At 44.6% G+C, this 20,990-nt stretch carries 17 protein-coding genes and 1 pseudogene; 4 read left to right on the top strand and 14 right to left on the bottom strand.

The genetic code is table 11. The features are described 5' to 3' along the window. Positions 1-196: 196 nt before the first annotated feature. The 10 genes from BJP37_RS27210 to BJP37_RS27165 all read right to left on the bottom strand — a co-directional run bounded on the left by BJP37_RS27210 (position 197) and on the right by BJP37_RS27165 (position 10,548). Positions 197-1,441 (bottom strand): hypothetical protein, encoded by a 1,245-nt coding sequence (locus BJP37_RS27210; RefSeq protein WP_075903540.1) that lies wholly within the window; start codon positions 1,439-1,441, stop codon positions 197-199. 156 nt (positions 1,442-1,597) lie between these two features. Beyond that, complete coding sequence (locus BJP37_RS27205; protein WP_075903539.1) at positions 1,598-2,764, bottom strand: LptF/LptG family permease; 1,167 nt, start codon at positions 2,762-2,764, stop codon at positions 1,598-1,600. Positions 2,765-2,878: 114 nt separating this feature from the next. After that, on the bottom strand, positions 2,879-4,174 hold the full coding sequence (gene iscB, locus BJP37_RS27200) for an RNA-guided endonuclease IscB (protein WP_075903537.1): 1,296 nt from the start codon (positions 4,172-4,174) through the stop codon (positions 2,879-2,881). Between the two features lie 294 nt (positions 4,175-4,468). Next, positions 4,469-5,197, bottom strand: a complete 729-nt coding sequence (lptB, locus tag BJP37_RS27195; RefSeq protein WP_071106446.1) for an LPS export ABC transporter ATP-binding protein — start codon at positions 5,195-5,197, stop codon at positions 4,469-4,471. 159 nt (positions 5,198-5,356) lie between these two features. Then, positions 5,357-5,839: an LptA/OstA family protein gene (locus BJP37_RS27190; RefSeq protein ID WP_070395222.1), complete on the bottom strand. Its 483-nt coding sequence runs from the start codon at positions 5,837-5,839 to the stop codon at positions 5,357-5,359. A gap of 198 nt (positions 5,840-6,037) precedes the next feature. After that, the gene (locus BJP37_RS27185) at positions 6,038-6,469 is read right to left on the bottom strand and encodes a DUF309 domain-containing protein (protein ID WP_075903534.1); all 432 of its coding nucleotides are present in this window, start codon (positions 6,467-6,469) and stop codon (positions 6,038-6,040) included. Further along, positions 6,466-6,831, bottom strand: coding sequence for a ferredoxin-thioredoxin reductase catalytic domain-containing protein (locus BJP37_RS27180; protein WP_075903532.1), 366 nt, complete (start codon positions 6,829-6,831; stop codon positions 6,466-6,468). Before BJP37_RS27180 ends, BJP37_RS27185 begins: the two co-directional genes overlap by 4 nt. Before the next feature lie 238 nt (positions 6,832-7,069). After that, positions 7,070-8,239 (bottom strand): DUF58 domain-containing protein, encoded by a 1,170-nt coding sequence (locus BJP37_RS27175; protein ID WP_143727823.1) that lies wholly within the window; start codon positions 8,237-8,239, stop codon positions 7,070-7,072. 23 nt (positions 8,240-8,262) lie between these two features. Then, positions 8,263-9,090: a Uma2 family endonuclease gene (locus BJP37_RS27170; protein WP_075903530.1), complete on the bottom strand. Its 828-nt coding sequence runs from the start codon at positions 9,088-9,090 to the stop codon at positions 8,263-8,265. 102 nt (positions 9,091-9,192) lie between these two features. After that, entirely contained in the window at positions 9,193-10,548 is a 1,356-nt protein-coding gene (locus BJP37_RS27165; protein WP_075903528.1) for a Mur ligase family protein, read from the bottom strand. Between the two features lie 256 nt (positions 10,549-10,804). Between BJP37_RS27165 and BJP37_RS27160 the strand changes: the two genes are divergently transcribed. From BJP37_RS27160 to BJP37_RS27150, 3 genes are all read left to right on the top strand, one after another. Next, entirely contained in the window at positions 10,805-12,139 is a 1,335-nt protein-coding gene (locus BJP37_RS27160) for a molybdopterin molybdotransferase MoeA (protein WP_075903526.1), read from the top strand. 341 nt (positions 12,140-12,480) lie between these two features. Further along, the gene (gene hflX / locus BJP37_RS27155; protein WP_075903524.1) at positions 12,481-14,202 is read left to right on the top strand and encodes a GTPase HflX; all 1,722 of its coding nucleotides are present in this window, start codon (positions 12,481-12,483) and stop codon (positions 14,200-14,202) included. Positions 14,203-14,634: 432 nt separating this feature from the next. Next, the gene (locus BJP37_RS27150) at positions 14,635-15,240 is read left to right on the top strand and encodes an HD-GYP domain-containing protein (RefSeq protein WP_075903522.1); all 606 of its coding nucleotides are present in this window, start codon (positions 14,635-14,637) and stop codon (positions 15,238-15,240) included. Between the two features lie 339 nt (positions 15,241-15,579). On the opposite strand, the gene surE is transcribed toward BJP37_RS27150, so the two are convergent. Beyond that, the gene (surE, locus tag BJP37_RS27145) at positions 15,580-16,392 is read right to left on the bottom strand and encodes a 5'/3'-nucleotidase SurE (RefSeq protein ID WP_075903520.1); all 813 of its coding nucleotides are present in this window, start codon (positions 16,390-16,392) and stop codon (positions 15,580-15,582) included. A 171-nt stretch (positions 16,393-16,563) separates the two neighbouring features. Here surE and pheS point away from each other — a divergent pair, with 171 nt between their 5' ends. Next, entirely contained in the window at positions 16,564-17,565 is a 1,002-nt protein-coding gene (gene pheS, locus BJP37_RS27140; RefSeq protein WP_330359460.1) for a phenylalanine--tRNA ligase subunit alpha, read from the top strand. Between the two features lie 74 nt (positions 17,566-17,639). On the opposite strand, the gene BJP37_RS27135 is transcribed toward pheS, so the two are convergent. The 3 genes and pseudogenes from BJP37_RS27135 to BJP37_RS27125 all read right to left on the bottom strand — a co-directional run. Beyond that, positions 17,640-17,855: a hypothetical protein gene (locus BJP37_RS27135; protein WP_075903518.1), complete on the bottom strand. Its 216-nt coding sequence runs from the start codon at positions 17,853-17,855 to the stop codon at positions 17,640-17,642. 88 nt (positions 17,856-17,943) lie between these two features. Next, positions 17,944-18,690: a 2-phosphosulfolactate phosphatase family protein gene (locus BJP37_RS27130; RefSeq protein WP_075906517.1), complete on the bottom strand. Its 747-nt coding sequence runs from the start codon at positions 18,688-18,690 to the stop codon at positions 17,944-17,946. Positions 18,691-18,862: 172 nt separating this feature from the next. Continuing rightward, positions 18,863-20,551: pseudogene (locus BJP37_RS27125) on the bottom strand (glycoside hydrolase family 57 protein); the annotation flags it as partial. Positions 20,552-20,990: the final 439 nt, after the last annotated feature.

Below are 20,990 nucleotides of genomic sequence, written 5' to 3'. Positions count from 1 at the left end.
GTTTTGAGCAAACTTGTTACGACAGGCCATGCCAGAAACTGGGTCGATTAACCGAACGTGCAAGTCTACATTTAAGGGCAATCCTTGGGAAAATTTGCCCTAAGCCCTTGGTTGCTGTCAAGCTTTCAGGTTAGGACGAGTCGATTAACCAAAATCTACTAAGGGATAATCTCCCCGTATGGGAGACCGGGGAATTTCAAGGATTGGAAATGATAATTTTAGGTCGCCTAAGCTGACTTGGTTCAAGCTTAGACTTTAAGCGAGGCTGATTGAAAAACTGATTTTGACTAGTAGACTGGGTAGAAAATTGCTCCAATTTACTAGTTCCTTGTGGTGCTACTGGTGTAAGCGGTGCTGCCGTTGGTACACCGGTAGTTTGCCGGAATGGAGTAGAGTAGGTGTTGGAATTGATAGAAACTGTAGGTGTTGTCGGAAAAGTTCTATCGTTCCTTGTTCGAGGTAAATTGACTCCAGGATAATTAATTTGTCCCGAAAAAAGAGCGGTTGTCGGTGTGGTCGAGAAAGTCCTGTTACCGGTTACACCTGGTCTTATTGCTCCAGGATAGGTAATTTGTCCTGGATAGGAGGGAGTCGGTAATGCTTGATTCCCAGTTGCCCTCAACGGTATTCCCCCCCTAGCTTTGATTTCCTGAGTTCCTGAGTTCCCTTGTTGCTGAAGTGCCCTGTTTCCATAGGAGATGTTTGAAGGCAAGATGTGAGCAGGTAGTTGAGGTTTGCTATTAGTGGTAGCAGACTTAGCAGCATTCAGCCTATTCAAGGCTTCCTGTAAAGGGCTGACTGGTAACTCTGCTGGATTAGTGTAGAGGGAATTGGGGGAACCCAACCCCAAGACAGAATTAGTCTGGTTCAGTGTGCTTGAGGATAAAGATCTCTGATTAACAGAGTTAGGATTGGTCAGTAAGCCACTCCCAGGAACGGGAGGGATATTAAACAAATCGTTTGTAGATGTAGCAAACGGATGTCTGGCTTTTGAGGACTGCTGAGGTTGGACGTTTGGGGTTAGCAAAGGTGATTTTGCTTGGGAGTTAGCTTTTGTCTGCTGAATAACTTGAGTAAATAACCCTTCTGAATTTTTGGTTTTAGACTTTTTGGCTTTCTTGGTTTGCTGTGGTGGTACTGATATAGCACTTAGGGCTTCGAGCTCTGCTAATAGCACGGCAGAATTATCAATATCAGCCAACCTTGCCGCTAGTTCATCATCTTCAGAAGACAGGGTTGGTTCAACGGTGGGAGTATCAGTTTCAGCCACTTGATTGATCCCAATTGCCCTTAACAATTCTGGATGGTTCCAGTATTCCCGGAGAAACCACAACATTAGGGATAACAAGACAGCTGCTCCCCAAAATGCTGGTCGTCCCAAAGGTTGTAGTTGAGCTTTCCAATAGCGGAGGTAGGCAGGAGGTTGATGACGAGAAGACATGGCACGTTTCAACGATGTTAGACATTTCAGCTTCGCTGTAACTTGATGCTAGCCTCTAATCAACCGATTCAGGTTTACAATTAGCAATTTACAATTAGCAATTTACAATTAGCAATTTACAATTAGCAACAATAACCACCTGTCTATCTAGCCTACTTATCGCGCAGCTCTATATAACAACAATCCTCCAGCACCTAGTCCAAATAAATTGGGCAACCAGGCTGCCATAACAGGAGAGAAAATGTTAACTAGACCTAGGGCATTGGTGATAAACCCTAATAAGTAGTAAGAAAAAATTACTAAAACACTAATTCCGAAACTGGTTGCTTTACCTGTACGTTGAGGACGAGTTCCCAAGGAAGCTCCCACTAAACCAAAAACTAGACAAACAAAGGGAAAAGAAATTTTTTGTTGAATTCTGATCCTAAGTTTACGAATTTTTTTAGCATTACCACTATGGCGTAATACCTCCAAACGCTCTAGAGACTGAGCAATGTTCATTTCACCATAGTCACGATTTTTTTTTGCCAAATCCAAAGGTGTTCTAGGAAGTTGTAGCTTTTGTTTTTGAAATCTGAGGATATTGCGGTAAGAAGCATCGGGAGATATAATATAGATGGTGCCATCTAGAAAATCCCAGAGATTTTCAGTTGGGTTCCAAACGGCAGATTGAGAGGTGACAATTTGTTCTAGACCGGTCTGAGAAAAGTCTAAAATTGTCAAGCCTCTCATCTGCTTACCATCAAATTGCTCGGCGTAGAACCAACGCTTAATTTTGTTAACTTTTTTGCCATTGGGTAGCTTTACTTTTTGATATTCGGGATAAAAGATGTTCCTTTCCTGAAAGGATGGTCTTTCTTTTTTAAGCGCTTTGTCTAAGGTGATTTTGGACTGGTAGTTAGCCGCAGGAACCACTAATTCATTAAATACAAATGTCAGACTTGTAACGAGCAAACTCACCACTACAGCAGGTATTACCAGTCGGTAGATACTTACCCCAAAGCTGCGCATGGCAATCAACTCACTATCGCTGCTGAGGCGAGAGTATGCCATCAGAGCAGCTAGGAGCATCGACATTGGTAAAGCATAGGAAATAAACTGGGGTATCTGCAACAGTAGCACTTGAAGTGCAATTCCCAGTGGTAATCCTGCTTCAGTAACTTTGCGAACCAACTCAAATAGGGTTCCAATAGCTACACCCAGTGATGAAAAAGCACCAATACCAAACAGCAGTGGTGGGATTAGCTCAAATACGATGTAGCGATCCATCACTGATAAGCCAGGCATTAGTGCAATGATGGACTTGGATTTACCAAATTTCATCTGTCCGCCTCCCGGTCGTCTCCCGCTATAATCTTTGATTTAGCGGTGAGACTTGCCATATAAACACCTGGGGTTACCCCAGGTGACAGGCACTCAGGAAAGGGAGGACAGGCTTTAATTTGTATAGGCATAACCATCCTTCCTGTGAATAAATTGACAATACTTGTGACTGATTCCTTGCACCAGTCCTGATTTAGTTGAGATATTGAAATATCCTGATTTTCGAGTTGCAACTCGTCCAACGTAGGTACCGATTTTCTTGCCTTTAGTTACCACAGCTCGGACAATATCACCCGTTTGAAAGCCTTTGTGAATTTTAGTTCTTGAACAGTGACGGACAGGGAATCCATACTTGTTGGTTCGACAAAGCTGACGAGTTCCGTGACCTTTGGCAGTAATCAGCAAAGGATGGGTTACTTCAATGATCAATGTTTCAACTTTCCCGACATTTGCTGCGTCTAGCCAATGAGTTTTTGGCAGGTTTTGACGGCATCTATTGAATTTAGTCAATCCGCCGCTGCCAACCTCGACTGGTATTCCAGTTGACTTTAGATCGTGGTATAATTTCCAGCGAGTTGTATTAACAGAAGCTGCGTCAGCCAGAGGGCGTCTCGCTTGACTCAATACACGCTTCAAGACACTAGGCTTATTAGACAGGAAAAGCTCAATATCTTGATTAGACTTAGCTTGATTGCATGGGTGACACGCAATAGCTAAGTTAGAAACCCGATCGCGTAGCGTGGCCAAAGGCCAATCGGAACCGCCTTTAGACTTGGGTTTGATATGCTCAATTTCTAACTGAGTACCTGTTGCCCCACAATAAGCGCATTTACGATTCCATTTTTCAAGTAAATATTCCCGAAGTTCGTAACCGTAAAGTGTGCCCTGCTGATACTCTATCCCAGATATTTCAGGATTTTGTAGTTTTTGAGTGTCAAATCTAACTAGCTCTTGAGAGATACCAGTCACAGGACATACTCTAGTCAGCTTTTCAACCCAAGTTAAAATGTTTTTAACTCTAGACATCAGGCTAGGAGCTAACCAACCTTTTGATCTAGTTCTATTAAGAAATCTGGGCTTACGATATCGAGTTTTACGATTGCGTCGGGCACGCCTTAATTGCCTACGAGAAGTTAGTGCGTCTCGAATTTGAAAGCCTCTGTGGGTAAGCTCTGCTCCCCAAACCACTCGATTTCCTTGGACGATAGCTAAACCACTTGTTTTTGCCCCAGGATCTATTTTGATTTGTGACCCGTGAGTTATAGGTTCTTTTATTTCCTCTGTCAAGATTATAGTAAACGGGTAACGACGATAGACTTTAGCCTTACCTGTTGAAAGTAGAATCCTAGCTCTTGCTGGTCTACATGGATCTAAAGGTTGTCGATTTTTGTTGAGCACAAATACACGCATAACTGTGTTTCCTCCTATTGCTAGGGTAAAGTTAGCTTAGTCAAAGTTATTTCTCGGTACTTTCCCAGCTACACTGGCTTAACTCAATTACACCTGTTTAATAACTGGGTTCTAGAGCTGGGGACTAGCTACGCATCCCCAGGTAGGAACTTGAACACTTAGAAATAACGTAGTTCTTATAGAACTTAGACTGGTAAACTTTGAGCTTAAAAGCTCCCGCTATACTCGCGTTGTGAGTTAGCGGTGAGTTGTTTACGATTTGCTAATCACTAAATTAATTTTTAATAGCTTCTGTTATCGTTGAAACCCTGTCCCTAAGTAATACTTACGTACTAGAGGATTATCATAAAGTTCTTCAGCACTTCCGGCAGCCAGGATTTGTCCTTCTCGCATAATGTAGGCGCGGTCAGTAATCGCTAGGGTTTCTCTTACATTGTGGTCAGTCACCAGAATTCCCATTTGGCGATCGCGTAATCGAGCCATAATTTTTTGAATCTCTGAGACAGCAATGGGATCGACACCAGCAAATGGCTCATCCAAGAATAAGAACTTCGGTCCAAGTGAACCAACAGCTAACGCTCTTGCCAGTTCTGTTCGACGTCTTTCTCCTCCAGAGACTTGATTACCTAAGGTATTGGCGACTTTTTCCAAACGAAACTCTTGGAGTAAGTAATGCATTCTTAATCGCCACTCACCACGAGGCACACCAGTTTGTTCTAAGACTAATTGAATATTGTCCCGAACACTAAGGTGGCGGAAGATACTCGCTTCCTGAGCCAGGTAACCAATACCTAGCTGGGCTCGCCGATTGATCGGCATGGCAGTGATATCTTGATCATCTAGCCAAACTGTACCCAGATTAGGTTTTTCTAGACCAGTGGCAATGTAAAAGGTTGTAGTTTTACCAGCACCATTAGGACCAAGCAACCCTACAACTTCCCCTTGGGCAACGGAAAGATTAACGCGACTTACAACACTGCGCCTGCCATAGGACTTATGGATATTATCTAATAATATTTTCACAGATAGCACCTTTAATCAGTCATTAGTCAATAGTCCATAATCCTTATATCCTTAGGAATTGACCAATGACCAGGAAATGACCATAAGTGGTTGCAGGCTATTCTATCAATTAAGAGCTAGTTTTTAAGCCATAATGGCTGATGGTAGGGGTTGATTTAGCTAGGGAAGCCCTGGAGCCGGTGATGTGGTGCTGTCTGAGTCAGTAACGATGTAAATTGATTCTACCTGTTGGTTCTGTTGAGGCAGGGCTACAAAGCGTCCTTCATCAATCAAATAGGTAATGGTTTCACCCTGAATACTATTGCCCTCCTGCAACACAAAAACATTGCCATTGAGAACCAGACGGCGCTCACGGCTAAAGTATTGGGCTTGGGCTGCAGTTGCTTGTATTTGGCGAGCGGGATAGTTAATTTGGACATTGCCACGGGCTGTGACTACGCCAGTTTTGGAGTTAGCTTCCTGGACATCAGAGCGAACCGTCAAGGCACTTCCATCAGCAGCTGATGGTTTATTTTGGGCTTGTGCTTGGGGGATGTTAAGGAAAGTTGGTAATGCGATCGCACCTACCAAGGTAACTGGCAAGAATAATCTTAGACCTAGATTATGCCTTAATCGGTTAGTATATTTAAGGTCGGACTTCATGCTGTTGTGTGTGATGACTGATATCGAATACCAATAAGCTGTTCTGCCTACTAGTTTAAGCAAATCCAGCCATAGCTTGGGAATGAAAATGGGCTTTTTGCTCTAAGGCAAGTGTTTTAGTTTTGACGACTAGGCACCAACAAAGTTTCTCATCCCTTCAAAGCATGTCCTAAGAACTAATGGTTAACAAGTTAATGGTTAACCATCAATTCCCTTAAGTTTTGGAAAACCCCTAACCCCTTCGGCACCAACTACAACATCATTGCTGTCAGCCGCCTCTAACTGTCTAACAAAATCAGCAACTTGCTCTGAGCCGACGTTTTGCAATGCCTCTAGGAGATTAACACTTTGAGATAGTAGCTCAGTGACATCAATCCCCCCATAGTCTGGTTGATAGTTACTGAGACGTCCGATCCCTTCACCGAGTAATACCACTGCACCACGCCAGTTGAGATTACCTAGGTGGTAGCAGGCAACAGCCATTTGTAAAATGCCTTGATAAAACCGCTTTTGCGGCTCAACTGCTTCTATCCATAAAGCTTCAAGGGTGTCGTGACAAGCGTAAAACTCTTGCTGATTAAATTGATCGACACCCTGCCAAAATTCTTCAGGTAGTACTATGGCTGTCATGCCATGCTATCTCGCGCAGCTTTAATTTCCTCTAGGGAAATTTCTTGCTTATCACCGGCAAAATCGTTATCCGGGGTTAAAAATAACATACAGTGGCACTCCTTGCGTTCCCGCATGGGGACACAAGGGCAATTCCAGAAGGTAGCTTTCACCTCTGCTTCTTTGTCTTCATAATGGCGGCAAGGGCATAAGGGAGCACCGAGTTCTTCTTTGTTTTTGGCAAGTCCCTCAATAACCACAGCAGTTACGCTTGGGTCAACACAGAAGTAAGTGTCAGTACGCTGAGCATAAGTCTGAGCAAAGTTTTGCATCGCCTCCAGTTTACTATCACTGGCTTGATTAGCTATTGGTGATGTAGTCATTTAGGAAAATTGACTTGTGAAACAGTTTTTAGCATTGTATCGTACTGTCTTAAACGTAAATCGGATAGTTGTTGATCGTTGGGATACCGATACATAGTGTAGGATAATTGTTTTGATGGGGTTGAATTGGTGTTAAGACATACCAAAACCCTCTGCTTTACCCTAAATCAGCAGACATGACTGCAAAAAACCTGACCTTACCTCTGTTAATAATCCGTTGCGTTCCACAGCTTATTTGCTATCGTATCGGTTGCTGTAACTGGGGTTTTAGGGGCTCAGTCGTATTAATTACAATTCCCAAACTATCGCGCTTAAGTTGTTGGACTGGCTTCCCCACGGATACATCTTTTGGCCAAAGTAAGCAACGACTTCCAGGGGGTAGGGAGTTAAGACTAACAGGATTTTGAGTCAGCCAGATCAAGGGTAGGTAGGGGGGTAGGTAGGGTTGCTCTTCGGCTTTGCCATCAACTCCGGCTTGGGTGGCAGCAAGGGCTTCTAACACTACTGAGTTACCGTGCAATAACCCTGTTATCGGTGTCCATAATTTGACATTTGGCTGAGTCCGACAAGCATAGGAGTACATAGAAGCAGCAGCAATCACGGCTTGTTCAAAGTCTTCGGGATGCCATTGACTGGAGCTATCGAGGCAGATGATAATTTCTTGAGAACCAGTTAATACTTCTAACTCCCGTACCAGTAATTCACCGTAACGAGCACTGGTGCGCCAGTGAATCAGACGGGTAGGGTCACCAACTCGGTAAGGTCGTAGTGCTTTGGTGAGGTCTTGGCTAACTGATTGAGACTTGCGATCGCTTTGGACTTGCATACTCTCCTCTTGACCGATTTCATCCACTAGGGGACAGCGAGTAAGGGGCAGTACAGTGGGATAAACTACTGCCCTAGCGCTGACATATCGACGGCGACGGCACCAAAATAATCCCAAGGGTGTGGCAGTTCTCAATTGTACCTGGTGCCACCGATAGACTCCTCGTTTGGGGGTGGGATGGTAATAAACCCAGCGATGGACACTTTGGGCTGGAATATTGGCTACTGGGGTTTTGGTCATTGCTCCCAGTTCCGGTGGGAGCATATCCTGAATTTGTAATAGGGTTTGAGGCCGGAGGGTGGGGTTTTCGATTTCTAGTTCAATGGTTAACTGGTCTCCCACACTGACCGGTGAGATCGGACGTCGGCGTACTGATAGATGGTTAAGCGATCGCATTGGCAAGATAGCGGCAATTACCAGTAGGGCAAAAATAATCGCACTGATCACATAGAGCCATCCTGCCATGGTATTGGTGGCAGCGCCAAAGAAACAGATGGCAATAACTGCTAAAAGCAAACCTCCATAGGCGGGATTAACCCAGTTGCTTTCTAACCATTCGGTAGTGTGTTTGATAACGCTCATGTTGATTGTCTGGTTACAGTTATTCAACCCTCAACTTGTTCTAGTACCTGTTCTACACTCAAGCTCAGGGCTTCTGCTACCTGTTCCACTGTTAGTCCCATCTTCAGGAAACGGGGCACAGCCTCGAAGATTGCCTGTTCAGCTTTTTGAGCTCGTGCATGTTCTACTTCCGCCCGCTCATTACCAATCAGCAATAGATTACCTTGGTTATCCCACCACCTTAACCAGAGTTGGTTTTGATTTTGATAGGTTCCCTGCCACAGTCCCAATTCGATTCCTAATGGTTCAATGGGATAATGACCTCGCTGGTTGGGCTTCATTTTGTGATAGAAACCTTTAAGGAATTCATAGACCTCCAAGTTACCGGTTTTGATTTCATAGATGCCGTAATAGGCAATGCGTATAATCTGCTCATAAACCCAAAATTTGCCTGGTTTAGTGACTTTTCCTTCCTCACTTCGGGATAGAGGAGTTTGGTCTCGTTCTTCTTCCCCGTTCCCACTGGCAAATTCAAGAGCAATTAAAGGAGCGATATATTCTCGCCATATAACGTAGGAACGGCGAATTTCACCATCTAACTTAGGGGGAACGTTGGGAACATAAAACCAGTCAGGAGCTTCTGCTCCTTTTTCGGGTGGGTCAGTTTCTCGCCAATATATACCACAGTCTTGTCCAATGGCATAGTGTCCATCGGGATGAATTTGCTCTAAAACTGGTCCAATGGAATCTGTAAGTAAGATGCTTTGGGGGTGTTCCTGAAAATTCTTCACAAAACTTCCATCTGATTCTGGTAGTTGGGTGTGATCTGGGAAAGGAGGAGGTAAAACAACCGGGTCAATACTTTGAGTCATGGTTTCTTGATCGGCTTCTACTGGGGGTATAGATTTATTTTTGCAGAATTTTTGCGCTCGTCAGGACTTAATATAATTTCCAATTATCTCCCTTAAAAATACCTACAAAATTTTGCGCCCAGTCAAAAGTCCCCGCACTTCCAACATGGCAGAATAAGTAGGCAAAATATGAAGGGTTTCGTCAGCTGGAGTTTCGTCCAAAGCGGTAGCGATCGCGTCTGATAAATCTTCTTTAATAATCAATTGGCAATTAGTCTGGTCTTGATTCTGGTCTTGATTCTGGCTGTATTGTAGACGGAGTGCCATATCATAAACGCGATCGCCACTGACTACTACAGTTCCCCCTGAGTTCACTAATTTCTCTGTATCCACATCCCAAATCCAAGACACATCTGTGCCATCGGGGGTTCGGTCATTGAGTACCACTAGCTTAGTGGATGCTCCACCTTGTTTTTGCAAGTCATTTACAGCCCGAATCGTTTCATTCATCCCTACTGGATTTTTGGATAACAGAATCCGAACCCGCTTCCCATCCACAACTAATTCTTCTGCTCGTCCAAAGGCAGCGCGGAAGCTTTTAATACTGTTGTAGATGGTATCCCGGTCAATTCCCATCTCTATGGCTAGTAATCCCGCTGCCAATGTATTGTATTTGTTATAGATACCAATTAATATTTGTGGCCACTGGCTACTATTGACTCCGAGTTGAGGTTTACTAAAGCCACATTGAGGACAGTGATAGTCTCCTAGATGGGACAGATAAACACCCTCATAGTCCAGGGGATGTCCACAACTTGGGCAGTAAATTGAGTCAACGGCATGGGGAATTTCATCAAGATAGACATCTGGCTCACTTAACCCAAAGAAAAGGACTCTTTGGGGTAACTGTTGACCGAGGTAAGCAAGGGTAGGGTCATCGCCGTTTAAAACCACAACGGTTTCCTCAGGTAACGGAGCGATCGCATTTTGCCAGCGACGGCTAATGGTATCCACTTCCCCATAACGATCCAGCTGGTCACGAAACAGGTTTAAGCCCAAAATAAACTTAGGCTGACAATCAAGCAATACCAAGGGCAGTACATTTTCATCCACTTCCAAAAGGGCGTAGTCAGCATCCAACTGACCAATGCCATTGGTATGAACTAGGAGTGCTGTCACTAAGCCATTAATCAAATTTGCCCCAGTACTATTGTGAGCAACTTGCCAACCAAGGTCTTCCAGGATAGTGCATAGAAGTAGAGAGGTGGTAGTTTTACCGTTAGTACCAACAATTAGAATCACACCTCGTCTGACCTGAGCCAAGAGTAAGGGAAGCACTTGAGGCTGGAGACGACGGGCAATTGCTCCAGGCAGAACACTTGCTGCCCCTAGGTTTAATAACCGAACCAGAGCGGTGACGGTTTTGGCAATGCCTACGGATAACCCTAATCGTAATCTATCGATAATTGATCTAGTCACGGGATGAAAGCTAAAAGTTGTTCGTGGATGAAAGAGTCGCAACAGAAAATGAACGCATCAGAATCGAAATTTCCGATGAAAGCTAAAAACCTACCATTGATTAAGAGGTGCGACCCGTGGCGAATTTAATTCTTAACGCGGAAAGCGCACCTAAGAGGATAATTAGGGAAGATTTCACGCCCACCACAGCGCAAGTCCTTCACTGTGTCCTTCATGCAATAGTGCTGCATCGTTCATCTTTGATACTTAATAGGCAATGCTACCAGTTCAAGAAGCAGAGTCAATCATTCTCAATTTGGTTCAACCCTTTGACCCACGGCTGGAAACACAGGTGGTAGAGCTATCCGCTGCCACTAATAGAATTCTGGCAGCAACAGTGACCAGTAACTTAGATTTTCCCCACTGGGATAATTCAGCCATGGATGGGTATGCCGTGCATTATAGCGATGTCCAATCCTGCAATCGCGAACAACCAGTAGTTTTGACTATTGTCGAAGAAATCCCTGCTGGATATCAACCCCAATGTGAAGTCAAACCCGGACAAGCGTCACGGATTTTTACTGGAGGTTGTATGCCAAAAGGAGCTGATACGGTGGTTATCCAAGAAAACACCAAACTCCAGGATAACCAGGTGGTGATTTTGGAGGCTCCCCAACCCCAAGCCTTTGTCCGTCATCGGGCATCTTTTTACCAAGCCCAAACAAGTCTTATGAAACCAGGCATTAGGCTTGGTGCTCCAGAAATTGCCGTCTTAGCTGCAGCTCAGTGTAACCAATTGACAGTGTATCGGCGTCCTCGGGTGGCAATTTTTTCCACTGGCAACGAGCTAGTAACCCCTGACCAACCCCTAAAACCTGGTCAAATTGTGGATTCTAATCAGTATGCCTTGGCTACCTTTGTCTCCCTCTTGGGAGGAGTACCCATACCTATGGGGATTGTGCGCGATCAGCCAGACGATCTAAAAAATGCGATCGCAAACGCTATATCCCAAGCAGATATGGTTCTATCTACTGGCGGTGTATCAGTGGGAGATTATGATTATGTAGACCAAATCTTAGCCCAGCTCGGGGCAGAGATTCACATCCACTCGGTTGCCGTTAAACCCGGTAAACCCCTAACAGTTGCTACCTTTACCTCCCCCTTGCCTAATTCCCCAGAAGAAAGTGATCTTTCTACTACTCCCTCCTGTTCAAAACGTCCAGTACTTTACTTTGGTCTACCTGGGAATCCCGTTTCAGCACTAGTCAGTTGTTGGCGGTTTGTTAAACCAGCACTGTTAAAACTATCTGGTTTACCGGAGGAAGTTTCGAAACCAATTTTTGTCAAAGCGATCGCATCTAATGACTTACATGCCGGTGGACGCCGGGAAACTTACCTGTGGGGACAACTGTGTTTAGATGCAGCTGGTGCCTACGAATTTCATCTGGCCAGTGGTAGTCATAGTTCTGGTAATTTGATTAATCTTGCTTATACCAATGGTCTAGCGTTGGTGCCAATTGGTAAAACCTTGATTCGGGCTGGTGAATCAGTATTAGTCTTACAGGTAGGGGAAGGTTTAGCTAGGGCAAAAGGTAATATCAAATCCGGTTGAATAAGCATACTTCCTGTTTAGGCGAGCAGGGGAGCAGGGGAACAGGGAGAGAAAGATTTTGTCTGGATATCGTAAATGTGGACAATTATCTGGATTTGATATAAAAGGTAAAAGCCATGGAAGCAAGCATCTTTAATTTATAACCAGAAACTGGGTTTTAAGGGTCTTGGTGCGTAAGTCCTGTTGGCTAACGGTGTCACCCCAAGCTCCCCACACCCGGTTAACCGGTCACCCACCCCATCACCCTATACCCGTAGTAAAGCCGGATTTTTGGTTTCACTGGGTAAGTCTTAAAATAGATAGAGTAGTCTTGGAAACCAGGTTACTGGTCAGTAGCGCCTATCGATACTATCTACGGTAATCTTCAAGGTCTTAAGCCTAGCCAGCTCAAGCAACTAAAACGGCTGTATCACCAACGCTTACCCAGCGATAACTTGACTACGCCGGAGTTTGCTCAACGTGTTGCGGCCATTAGCACAGACATCCAACAGCCCCTATGCACCTACATCAATCGCCGGGGACAAGTGATTCGTGTGGCTGTAGGTACCCCTACTCAGACCAAAATTCCTCCCCTGGAATTGCCCCGTTACGGTGCTGAACGATTGTGCGGGATTCGCTGTATCGCCACTCAGCTCAAATCAGAAATCCCCAGAGAATCTACCCTCACGGCTATGGCAATTCAGCGATTGGATGCATTGGTGGTACTTACAATTACTGGGTCAGGTATGATCAGGCGGGGTGGTGGAGCAACAGGTTATATCAAAGAAACCTATCTCGCACATTTACTCCCTCCTAGTAACTCAGAAGGAAACAATAAGGTAGACTCTCAACTTTTAAATTGGAGTGTATCATCACCCATGAGTCTGGATATTCTGAGCAAGCAGGATTTCCAGGAATTGGTCGAAGAGCTAGAAGCTGAGTTTCGACGGCAATTTGTGGCTCAGCAAGTTGATGTTGACCAAGATAGGGTGCTGATTATAGGGTTAATGACTGAAAAAATCAGCCCAGAGCGATTTGAAGATGGCTTAGCAGAAATTGGGCGGTTGGTGGAAACCGCTGGTGGAGAAGTATTAGGGGTAATCCAGCAAAAGCGATCGCATCCCCATCCCCAAACAGTAGTTGGTAGCGGTAAGGTAGAGGAAATTGCTCTGACTACCCAAACTCTAGCCGCTAATCTGGTAGTATTTGACCGCGACCTATCACCAGCACAAGCTCGCAACCTAGAATCCCAAATTGGTGTTCGAGTTGTAGACCGTACTGAAGTGATTCTCGATATTTTCGCCCAACGAGCTCAATCCCGTGCTGGTAAATTGCAGGTGGAACTGGCACAACTAGAATATATGTTGCCTCGCCTTACTGGTCGGGGTCAGGCGATGTCCCGGTTAGGGGGTGGCATTGGTACTCGTGGTCCCGGTGAAACCAAACTGGAAACCGAACGCCGCTCCATTCAGCGTCGAATTACCCGACTTCAACAAGAAGTAAACCAATTACAGGCTCATCGGTCAAGGTTAAGGCAGCGGCGTCAGCAACAGGATGTTCCGACAGTGGCGGTCGTTGGTTATACAAATGCCGGCAAATCTACCCTGTTGAATACCCTAACCAATGCTGAGGTTTATACCGCTGACCAGTTATTTGCTACCCTTGACCCCACCACACGACGCTTACCTATTGTTGACTCAGTAACGGGTAAGTCTGGCGCTATGCTATTGATCGATACGGTAGGGTTTATTCACGAGTTACCCCCACCCTTAGTAGATTCATTTCGGGCTACCCTCGAAGAAGTAACAGAAGCAGATGCTTTGCTGCATTTAGTGGATTTATCCCATTCAGCTTGGGCTAGTCACATTCGTTCTGTAATGGGAATTCTAAGGGATATGCCCATTACACCAGGACCGATTTTAGTGGTATTTAATAAAATTGACCAAGTAGATAGTGATACCCTAGCGTTAGCGAAAGAAGAATTTCCTCAAGGAGTGTTTATTTCTGCTAGTAAACGTCTTGGACTGGAGACATTGCGTCAGAAACTAGTTGAGTTAGTTCACTATGCGATCGCAACTCAATAAACTGACTCAGGGTCATGAAAAATTCACCAAAATCGGGATTTAGCTACTTTTAAATAAGTAGTATTATTGCAGTTTTATTTCTTGCTATAGCAGTCCTATATGATTCGTGAAATATATTTGCCAAAGTGTTCGCGATAGCGTCGGCCTCGCCGAATCGCTAAAAGCATTGCCCAGCAATAATCCCAGATTTTGCTGATTTTACAAGCGATGCAGCGCGGTCTTGGGGGAAACCCCCATGAGCGACTGCATCAAGACAATGATTTAGGATTGCTATAGGAGTGGATTTTACTAACGTTTCTAACTACTTCTAAAGGAGTACCACTATGGGACAAAGACTTAATCAAATGGATTAGCTTCATAAAAAATTCACATCTGTAAGCTAATAGATAGGGATAATTTAATTGTTAAAATCAAAACCAACTTCAAAGTTTGATGCTTCGTTCTGGGGACGCCGATATCCTAAATTTCCTTGAACAAATCCAGTTGGCTCGCAACGTACCCATTGGCTTAAGGTGCTATCGTCTGCGAACTATGTGTATGCATTTTGGCCGCTGGTTAAACTTAGAACCAGAAGCAATGCGTCAGCTGGTTTTTTTGTGCTATTGCCACGGTTTAGGGAAAATTAGCATTCCCGATCAGATCCTGTTCAAAACAGGACCGCTGACAGAAAAGGAGTGGACAAAAGTTAAGGAGTATCCTGAAGTTTCAGAACTGATTTGTAACCAGTATCCGCTCCTGAAGGAGTTTGCATTCTTAGTGCGTACCCACCAAGAGAGGCTGAATGGCACTGGTTATCCGGATGGGTTGCGTGGTGAGAAAATTCCTTACATTGTTCAGGTCTTTCAGCTGGTGAATGCGGCAGATGCTATCATCAGCAAGCGGCTATATCGTAACCGTAGTGATCCCCCAGGCATTCGCCCCTACTGGAAACAGGCGGTAGCAGAAATTACCAAAGAAATAAACGTTGGTGCAAGAGATCCAGAACTCTGTGAAAAGTTTTTCCGCTTTCTTGAACTGTACTATCGAGGCGGTGGTTGAAGGTTAAATGTCAAAGGGTTAAAGTTGAAGGTTTAAAGTTTAACCAAAAAAGAGTTGACTAGTTGGTTTCACCTTTTTCTTTCTTAAGCTATTGCCAACAGGTCTTACAATTACGAAGTATCTCATCAATGCCTGCTTCAATGGTTATAGAAATCCGCTGACTAAAGTTGTCGCAGCATGGGTGCTTTTTACCTTATTTTTGATGATTAAACGGTCAATTGTATTTCTGTATAAAAGCAGTAAATCTCCTCATTTTTAAATATAAATTCAGGTAAATTTTGCCAAACTTTATCCTTCATCCTTTATTTTTCATCCTTGATGAAACCCTACAAGGAAAGCCTACGGCGAACATCCTTCATCCTGACCCAGTTTCAACTGCTTCAAGTGATACACCCTAGCGGTATCAGTGAGGTTATATTGTAAAGGGGTGATGGTAATGTAGTTGTTGCGAATTGCCTGAACATCAGTAGGGATATCTTGAGGTAAGTGAATATGATCGGGTTGTTCCACATCCTCAATAACTTCACCAGCTAACCAGTAATAGATTTTACCTCGGGGATCAACTCGTTTCTCAAAATTCTCGATATAACGACGAATCCCTTGACGGGTGATGGCAATACCAGCTATTTCTGAGAGCTTAACAGCTGGCACGTTCACATTGAGTAATGTTGTTTTTGCTAAAGGTTGCTCTGACAGCTGATTTAGGAGAGTTTTCGCAAATGAAGCCGCTACTTGAAACTCCTTTGAGGTGTAGGTAGCTAGACTGAAGGCAATGCTGGGAATCCCTCCGATTAACCCTTCCATAGCGGCTGAAACAGTGCCAGAGTAGAGGACATCAGTACCCAGGTTAGAGCCGTGGTTAATCCCAGAAAGCACTAAATCTGGTGCGCTATCCATTAATGCCCACAAAGCCAGCTTTACACAGTCTGAAGGGGTTCCAGAACAAGACCAAGCAGTAACTTTGGGATGAAAGATGTTATCTATAACTTCAGCACGGATCGGCTCATGGAGAGTCAAACCGTGACCAGTTGCTGATCGCTCTCGGTCAGGACATACTACGGTAACATTATGCCCCGCTTCAGCGAGGGTGTTGGCAAGGGTACGTACACCAAGGGCAAAAATACCATCATCGTTGCTGATGAGCAATTTCATGAGATAGGATACTGCAGCCAAAGATAAAAGTCGCTGTTCGATTTTAATCTGAAATTGATATACTCTAAGACCGTTTACCCCACTCAGCTGACAATTTTTTCAGTAAAATGAAACAGTCCTGCATAAATGACAGGGGTTTCCGGTTCTTCTCTTAATAACCTAAAATTACTGATGACAAGCCTCAACGAGATTGAGACCCAACTAGCTACACTCAAAGAAGAAGCAACCATTGCGATCGCTTCTGCTGATACCTTGGAAAACTTGGAACAGTTGCGCATTAATTACCTAGGCAAGAAAGGGCAACTGTCTCAGATATTGCGGGGAATGGGTAAGTTAGCACCAGCAGACCGACCTCAGATTGGTGCGATCGCAAATGTTGTCAAAGAAACCCTCCAGCAGAACCTAGAGCAGAGGCGGCAAGAGCTGAAAGCATCTGAAATTCAGGCAAAATTGCGTTCAGAAACCCTGGATGTGACTATGCCAGGGGTATATCGTCCCCAAGGTCGAATTCACCCCCTCAATAGCACCATTGATCGGGCATTAGATATTTTTGTTGGTTTAGGCTACACCATTGCTACTGGCCCAGAGATGGAGACAGATTACTATAACTTTGAGTCCCTGAATACTCCCCCTGACCATCCGGCTCGGGATATGCAAGATACATTCTACTTGCCGGATGGTAATTTGCTGCGTACCCATACCTCTTCGGTACAGATTCGCTACATGGAAAACCATGAGCCACCGATTCGGATTGTGGCACCTGGTCGAGTTTATCGACGGGATACGGTAGATGCTACCCACTCGGCAGTGTTCCATCAGATAGAACTTTTGGCAGTGGATGAAGGGATAACCTTTACCGACCTCAAAGGTACCCTTAAGGAATTTTTGGAGGCAATGTTTGGGGAAGAGTTAGAAGTGCGTTTCCGTGCCAGTTATTTTCCTTTCACTGAACCTTCAGCAGAGGTGGATGTGCAGTGGAAAGGGAAATGGTTAGAAGTGATGGGTTGCGGTATGGTTGACCCCAATGTACTCAAGGCTGTAGGCTATGATCCTGAAATTTCTACAGGTTTCGCTGCTGGTTTTGGAGTAGAACGTTTTGCCATGGTTCTGCATCAGATTGATGATATTCGTCGCTTGTATAACAGTGATTTGCGCTTTTTGAAGCAGTTTTAGTTTTGATTAGCCTTACTGATAGATTCGACGAAACTATGATTAATCAAAAAAAACAATTACAAAGTAAACCAGAATCATCCAAAGGATAAGTTGACTATATAGCGTTGCTTATCCTTTTGATATCGCCATGAAACTGATTCTGGGTCTTTATCCTGACTCCACTGGTAAAAATCAGGTTTATCTCTTAATTCTTGGAGTGTTGCTGGTGCTACTCCTAATCGTTTAGCTAAGTCTTCTTCACTTAGTCCTTGAAGAAATTCGCTAAGTGAATTAAATTCTGGTGAGTTCATTCCAACACATTAGAGGTTAGCTGAAAAATCCAAAATAATTGCCTAGGCAAACTCAAAAGGAAAAAAGCTGTCGTTAGCTGCGTGCCTGTTACCTGTTAACTGGGTTTTTAACCAAAACCCCTGGTTCTTTCTGAATCGGTAAAGCGTCTAATACATCAGTTTGAGCGCAATACTTTAAATCTTCATGACCATTAAGCCGCAGCAGGCGTTTTCCGTGACTAGCGTAATAGAACATCTCTAATAATTTATCTTGCCACTGGGAGTAAAGTGCGATCGCACCAATTACTTCATCATTACCAGCCATGTCATCCACTGAGTCTCCGGTTTCTTCCATAAGTCTTTGAGTAATCGCCCCAGCACAAACGGTGTCTTCTAGGGAGTAGGCTCCTTCCCAACCTGACCCCACTAGCCAAATAGTATCTGGTTTGTGGGTCAGCAAATACTCCACTGCTGCGACACGATTCACTAAGGCAGCAGCTAGGACTACTGGGGAATTTTGGACACGCTGTAAAGCACGGGTACCGTTGGTGGTACTGATGAATAGTCGCCTTCCATCTACTCGCTCAGGTGTGCAAATTAAGGGCGAGTTACCCATATCACAGCCCTCTACCATTTTACCACCCCTTTCCCCAGCTCGTAGCCGTTTGTCAGTGGGCCATTGTTCGCTGATTTGCATTAACTTGTCGATATCACTGAACACTTGCACCGCTTCAGCACCAGCATTTAAAGCTGTAGCCATGGTAGTCGTGGCTCGCAGGACGTCAATTGCGATCGCACAGTCTGGTAAGGTGTCTTTCGGAGTTTCTTCCGGGGTGTGGTAGATAGATAGCTTCACGGCTTGGATATAGTTGGTTTCTGGACTGCTGAAATTTTCCTTGACATAACTAGCCTGATTAATCTTGCCGATTAAACCAGCCAGCCTAATGGCAGCCCAATTTATCGGGCACGACAGCCACAAATAATAGTATATTAGTTAGCCGGTTCAATCAAGGTACCTGAAGAGATACTAAGGGGTGTTTGAGATTAGGTGGCATTGGCTCATTCAGTGCTCGGTAAATCCCCGACAAATGTTCCCGGAACAGCTGGTCAAAGACGGCATCTTGGTTGGACGAATGACCCTCACCAAACCACCAAAACCAGTCAGAACCTTCTGCTGCATACAAAGCTTCCCAAACTTCTGGATTATTTTCTTCCGTGGCTTCTGGATGCTTGGCTAAGGTTTGTCGTGCTGCACTTAGTAAGTCCCAAGCTTGATTCTTGACTGGGTCACCAATCCAAGTGGTGAAGCTACCATCTATCCAGGAACCACTATGTAGTTTACTGATCGGAATAGTTTCTGTAGGGGAAAATGGTTCGATAAACTCAGAAACCGTTACGAGTTTGATATGAGGATGATCACTCAGACTTTGATAGAGGCATTGGAGGAAGGGTAAACCATCTTCGGAATAGTTTTCCCAGCAATTCTCCCCATCTAAAGCAATCGTGACTAGCCAAGGCTGTTCTAAACCGCTGCAAGCCTCAGATTGCTGGGGTTTCGAGGTGTCAGGGTTACACTCTGCGATCGCAAGGGAAGCGCGAATCCCCTCTAAATGTCCTACCAAATCAGCCGTTGCCTTAGTCGGCGACATTGACCCATAGGTAAAGCCAATCAAATCTGATAAGCGGTGGTCTCGAAACACAATCGCTAGGTCTTTGTGTTCTGTTTGTAGACGATAAGGGCGGTAAAGTAACTCTGGTTCGGTAACATTCCCCCTCTTATCCCGATGGAAACGGTGGTTGATACTGCAAGCCAATACTAATTCATCAGAGCAGATCCAATTAAACCCAGCTTCGGCAATGTAAGGTAAAATTTCAGGACTGACTGACTGTTCGGAAGGCCATAGCCCACGTGGAGCTCGTCCAAATTTTTCTGTATACATCTGCCAAGCCTTCTGGAGGTGTCGGGGAATATCCTCCTCCCACTGAAATCGCTGTTGGGGTAGACTCATCTCAGGAACAGCCACACGACCAGAATTCGTATCCACTAACAACGGTAGAATAGGGTGAGTATAGGGACTTGTAGTTATTTCCAATTGACCAGCATCTTGCATTTTCCGGTGCTGGGGGATGATGCGGCTGAGGATTTCTCGTTGCTTGGAGTAAATGCGCTGTCGGTCTGACAAAGTGAAGTTTCGCCCCTGCTCTAACCATCTAGCAATATCGGGATCATCCCAAAACAACGGATCAATCCACGCTAGGTTATGCCATGCTAGTAGATCGCTGTAATCCTCTAATGTCCAATTGTTTAGGCACCACTCTTTCCCTTGATCTTGGCGGCTCTCATACAGTTCCCGATAGCGGGGATGGGGGTCAATCAGGGTGTAGTGATTGGCATCAAAGAAATGTTCGATAATAAATTGCTTCTGGTGTTGAGTCAGTTGTTCAGTGGAGGTTAGCGCTAGGGTCAGATAAGGATCGAAAGCAGTACCATCAATGTAATCTTCTAGTTGCAAAATTAGAGTTGGTACTAGATTCACCGTTTGATGCAACTTAGGGTAGCTCTCTAGGAGCAGCACCAAATCTAGGTAATCTTTCGTGCCATGTAGGCGTACCCAAGGTAGATGATATTCGCCTGATGCCACCGAGGCACCCTTGTGGGATTTATAAATCGGTTGGTGCTGATGCCAGATAAAGGCAACGTATAGAGGATGAGACATGGTGCGATCGCTATCCTAAACCTTAACCATGATATCGATCATCAGTCATCAGTCCTTAGTCATTAGTCATTTCTCACAGAAAGCTAGCATTAACATAGTTATCATGAAATTACCAACGTGATGCGATTAGCACCCGTGATTTATCCGGGGTATATAAGCGTGCTTGACGAATTTATTCGTCAATGGATATTTTTTTCTTCTGTTGTCGGCAATACCTGTCTTGATGCTGTTGCAAATGGGGGAAACCCCCTGATTAAGGGGCTGGATCGCTCTTTATAGCACTTTGCTATATAATAGGAAGTCAGACAACTAACTGGCCTGACTATAAGTAGACAACGTAAAAACGTGTTAAAAGAATGATACGTGCGTAAACCAGTCTAACCTACTCCTAGTCAAAGCCTAGGCAATTCCCGGCAATTCCCGGAAATCGCCAACTAGG

The sequence above is a fragment of the Moorena bouillonii PNG genome, from assembly GCF_001942495.1.
Lineage (GTDB): Bacteria > Cyanobacteriota > Cyanobacteriia > Cyanobacteriales > Coleofasciculaceae > Moorena > Moorena bouillonii.
The sequence above is the reverse complement of the archived record's forward strand: the minus strand, read 5'-3'. Positions and strand labels throughout refer to the sequence as shown.

Bases quoted from the DNA above. Each gene is read 5' to 3' on its own strand.
- BJP37_RS27210 (WP_075903540.1), bottom strand. From the start codon at position 1,441: ATGTCTTCTCGTCATCAACCTCCTGCCTACCTCCGCTATTGGAAAGCT.
- BJP37_RS27205 (WP_075903539.1), bottom strand. From the start codon at position 2,764: ATGAAATTTGGTAAATCCAAGTCCATCATTGCACTAATGCCTGGCTTA.
- iscB (WP_075903537.1), bottom strand. From the start codon at position 4,174: ATGCGTGTATTTGTGCTCAACAAAAATCGACAACCTTTAGATCCATGT.
- BJP37_RS27190 (WP_070395222.1), bottom strand. From the start codon at position 5,839: ATGAAGTCCGACCTTAAATATACTAACCGATTAAGGCATAATCTAGGT.
- BJP37_RS27185 (WP_075903534.1), bottom strand. From the start codon at position 6,469: ATGACAGCCATAGTACTACCTGAAGAATTTTGGCAGGGTGTCGATCAA.
- BJP37_RS27180 (WP_075903532.1), bottom strand. From the start codon at position 6,831: ATGACTACATCACCAATAGCTAATCAAGCCAGTGATAGTAAACTGGAG.
- BJP37_RS27175 (WP_143727823.1), bottom strand. From the start codon at position 8,239: ATGAGCGTTATCAAACACACTACCGAATGGTTAGAAAGCAACTGGGTT.
- BJP37_RS27170 (WP_075903530.1), bottom strand. From the start codon at position 9,090: ATGACTCAAAGTATTGACCCGGTTGTTTTACCTCCTCCTTTCCCAGAT.
- BJP37_RS27160 (WP_075903526.1), top strand. From the start codon at position 10,805: ATGCTACCAGTTCAAGAAGCAGAGTCAATCATTCTCAATTTGGTTCAA.
- BJP37_RS27150 (WP_075903522.1), top strand. From the start codon at position 14,635: ATGCTTCGTTCTGGGGACGCCGATATCCTAAATTTCCTTGAACAAATC.
- surE (WP_075903520.1), bottom strand. From the start codon at position 16,392: ATGAAATTGCTCATCAGCAACGATGATGGTATTTTTGCCCTTGGTGTA.
- pheS (WP_330359460.1), top strand. From the start codon at position 16,564: ATGACAAGCCTCAACGAGATTGAGACCCAACTAGCTACACTCAAAGAA.
- BJP37_RS27135 (WP_075903518.1), bottom strand. From the start codon at position 17,855: ATGAACTCACCAGAATTTAATTCACTTAGCGAATTTCTTCAAGGACTA.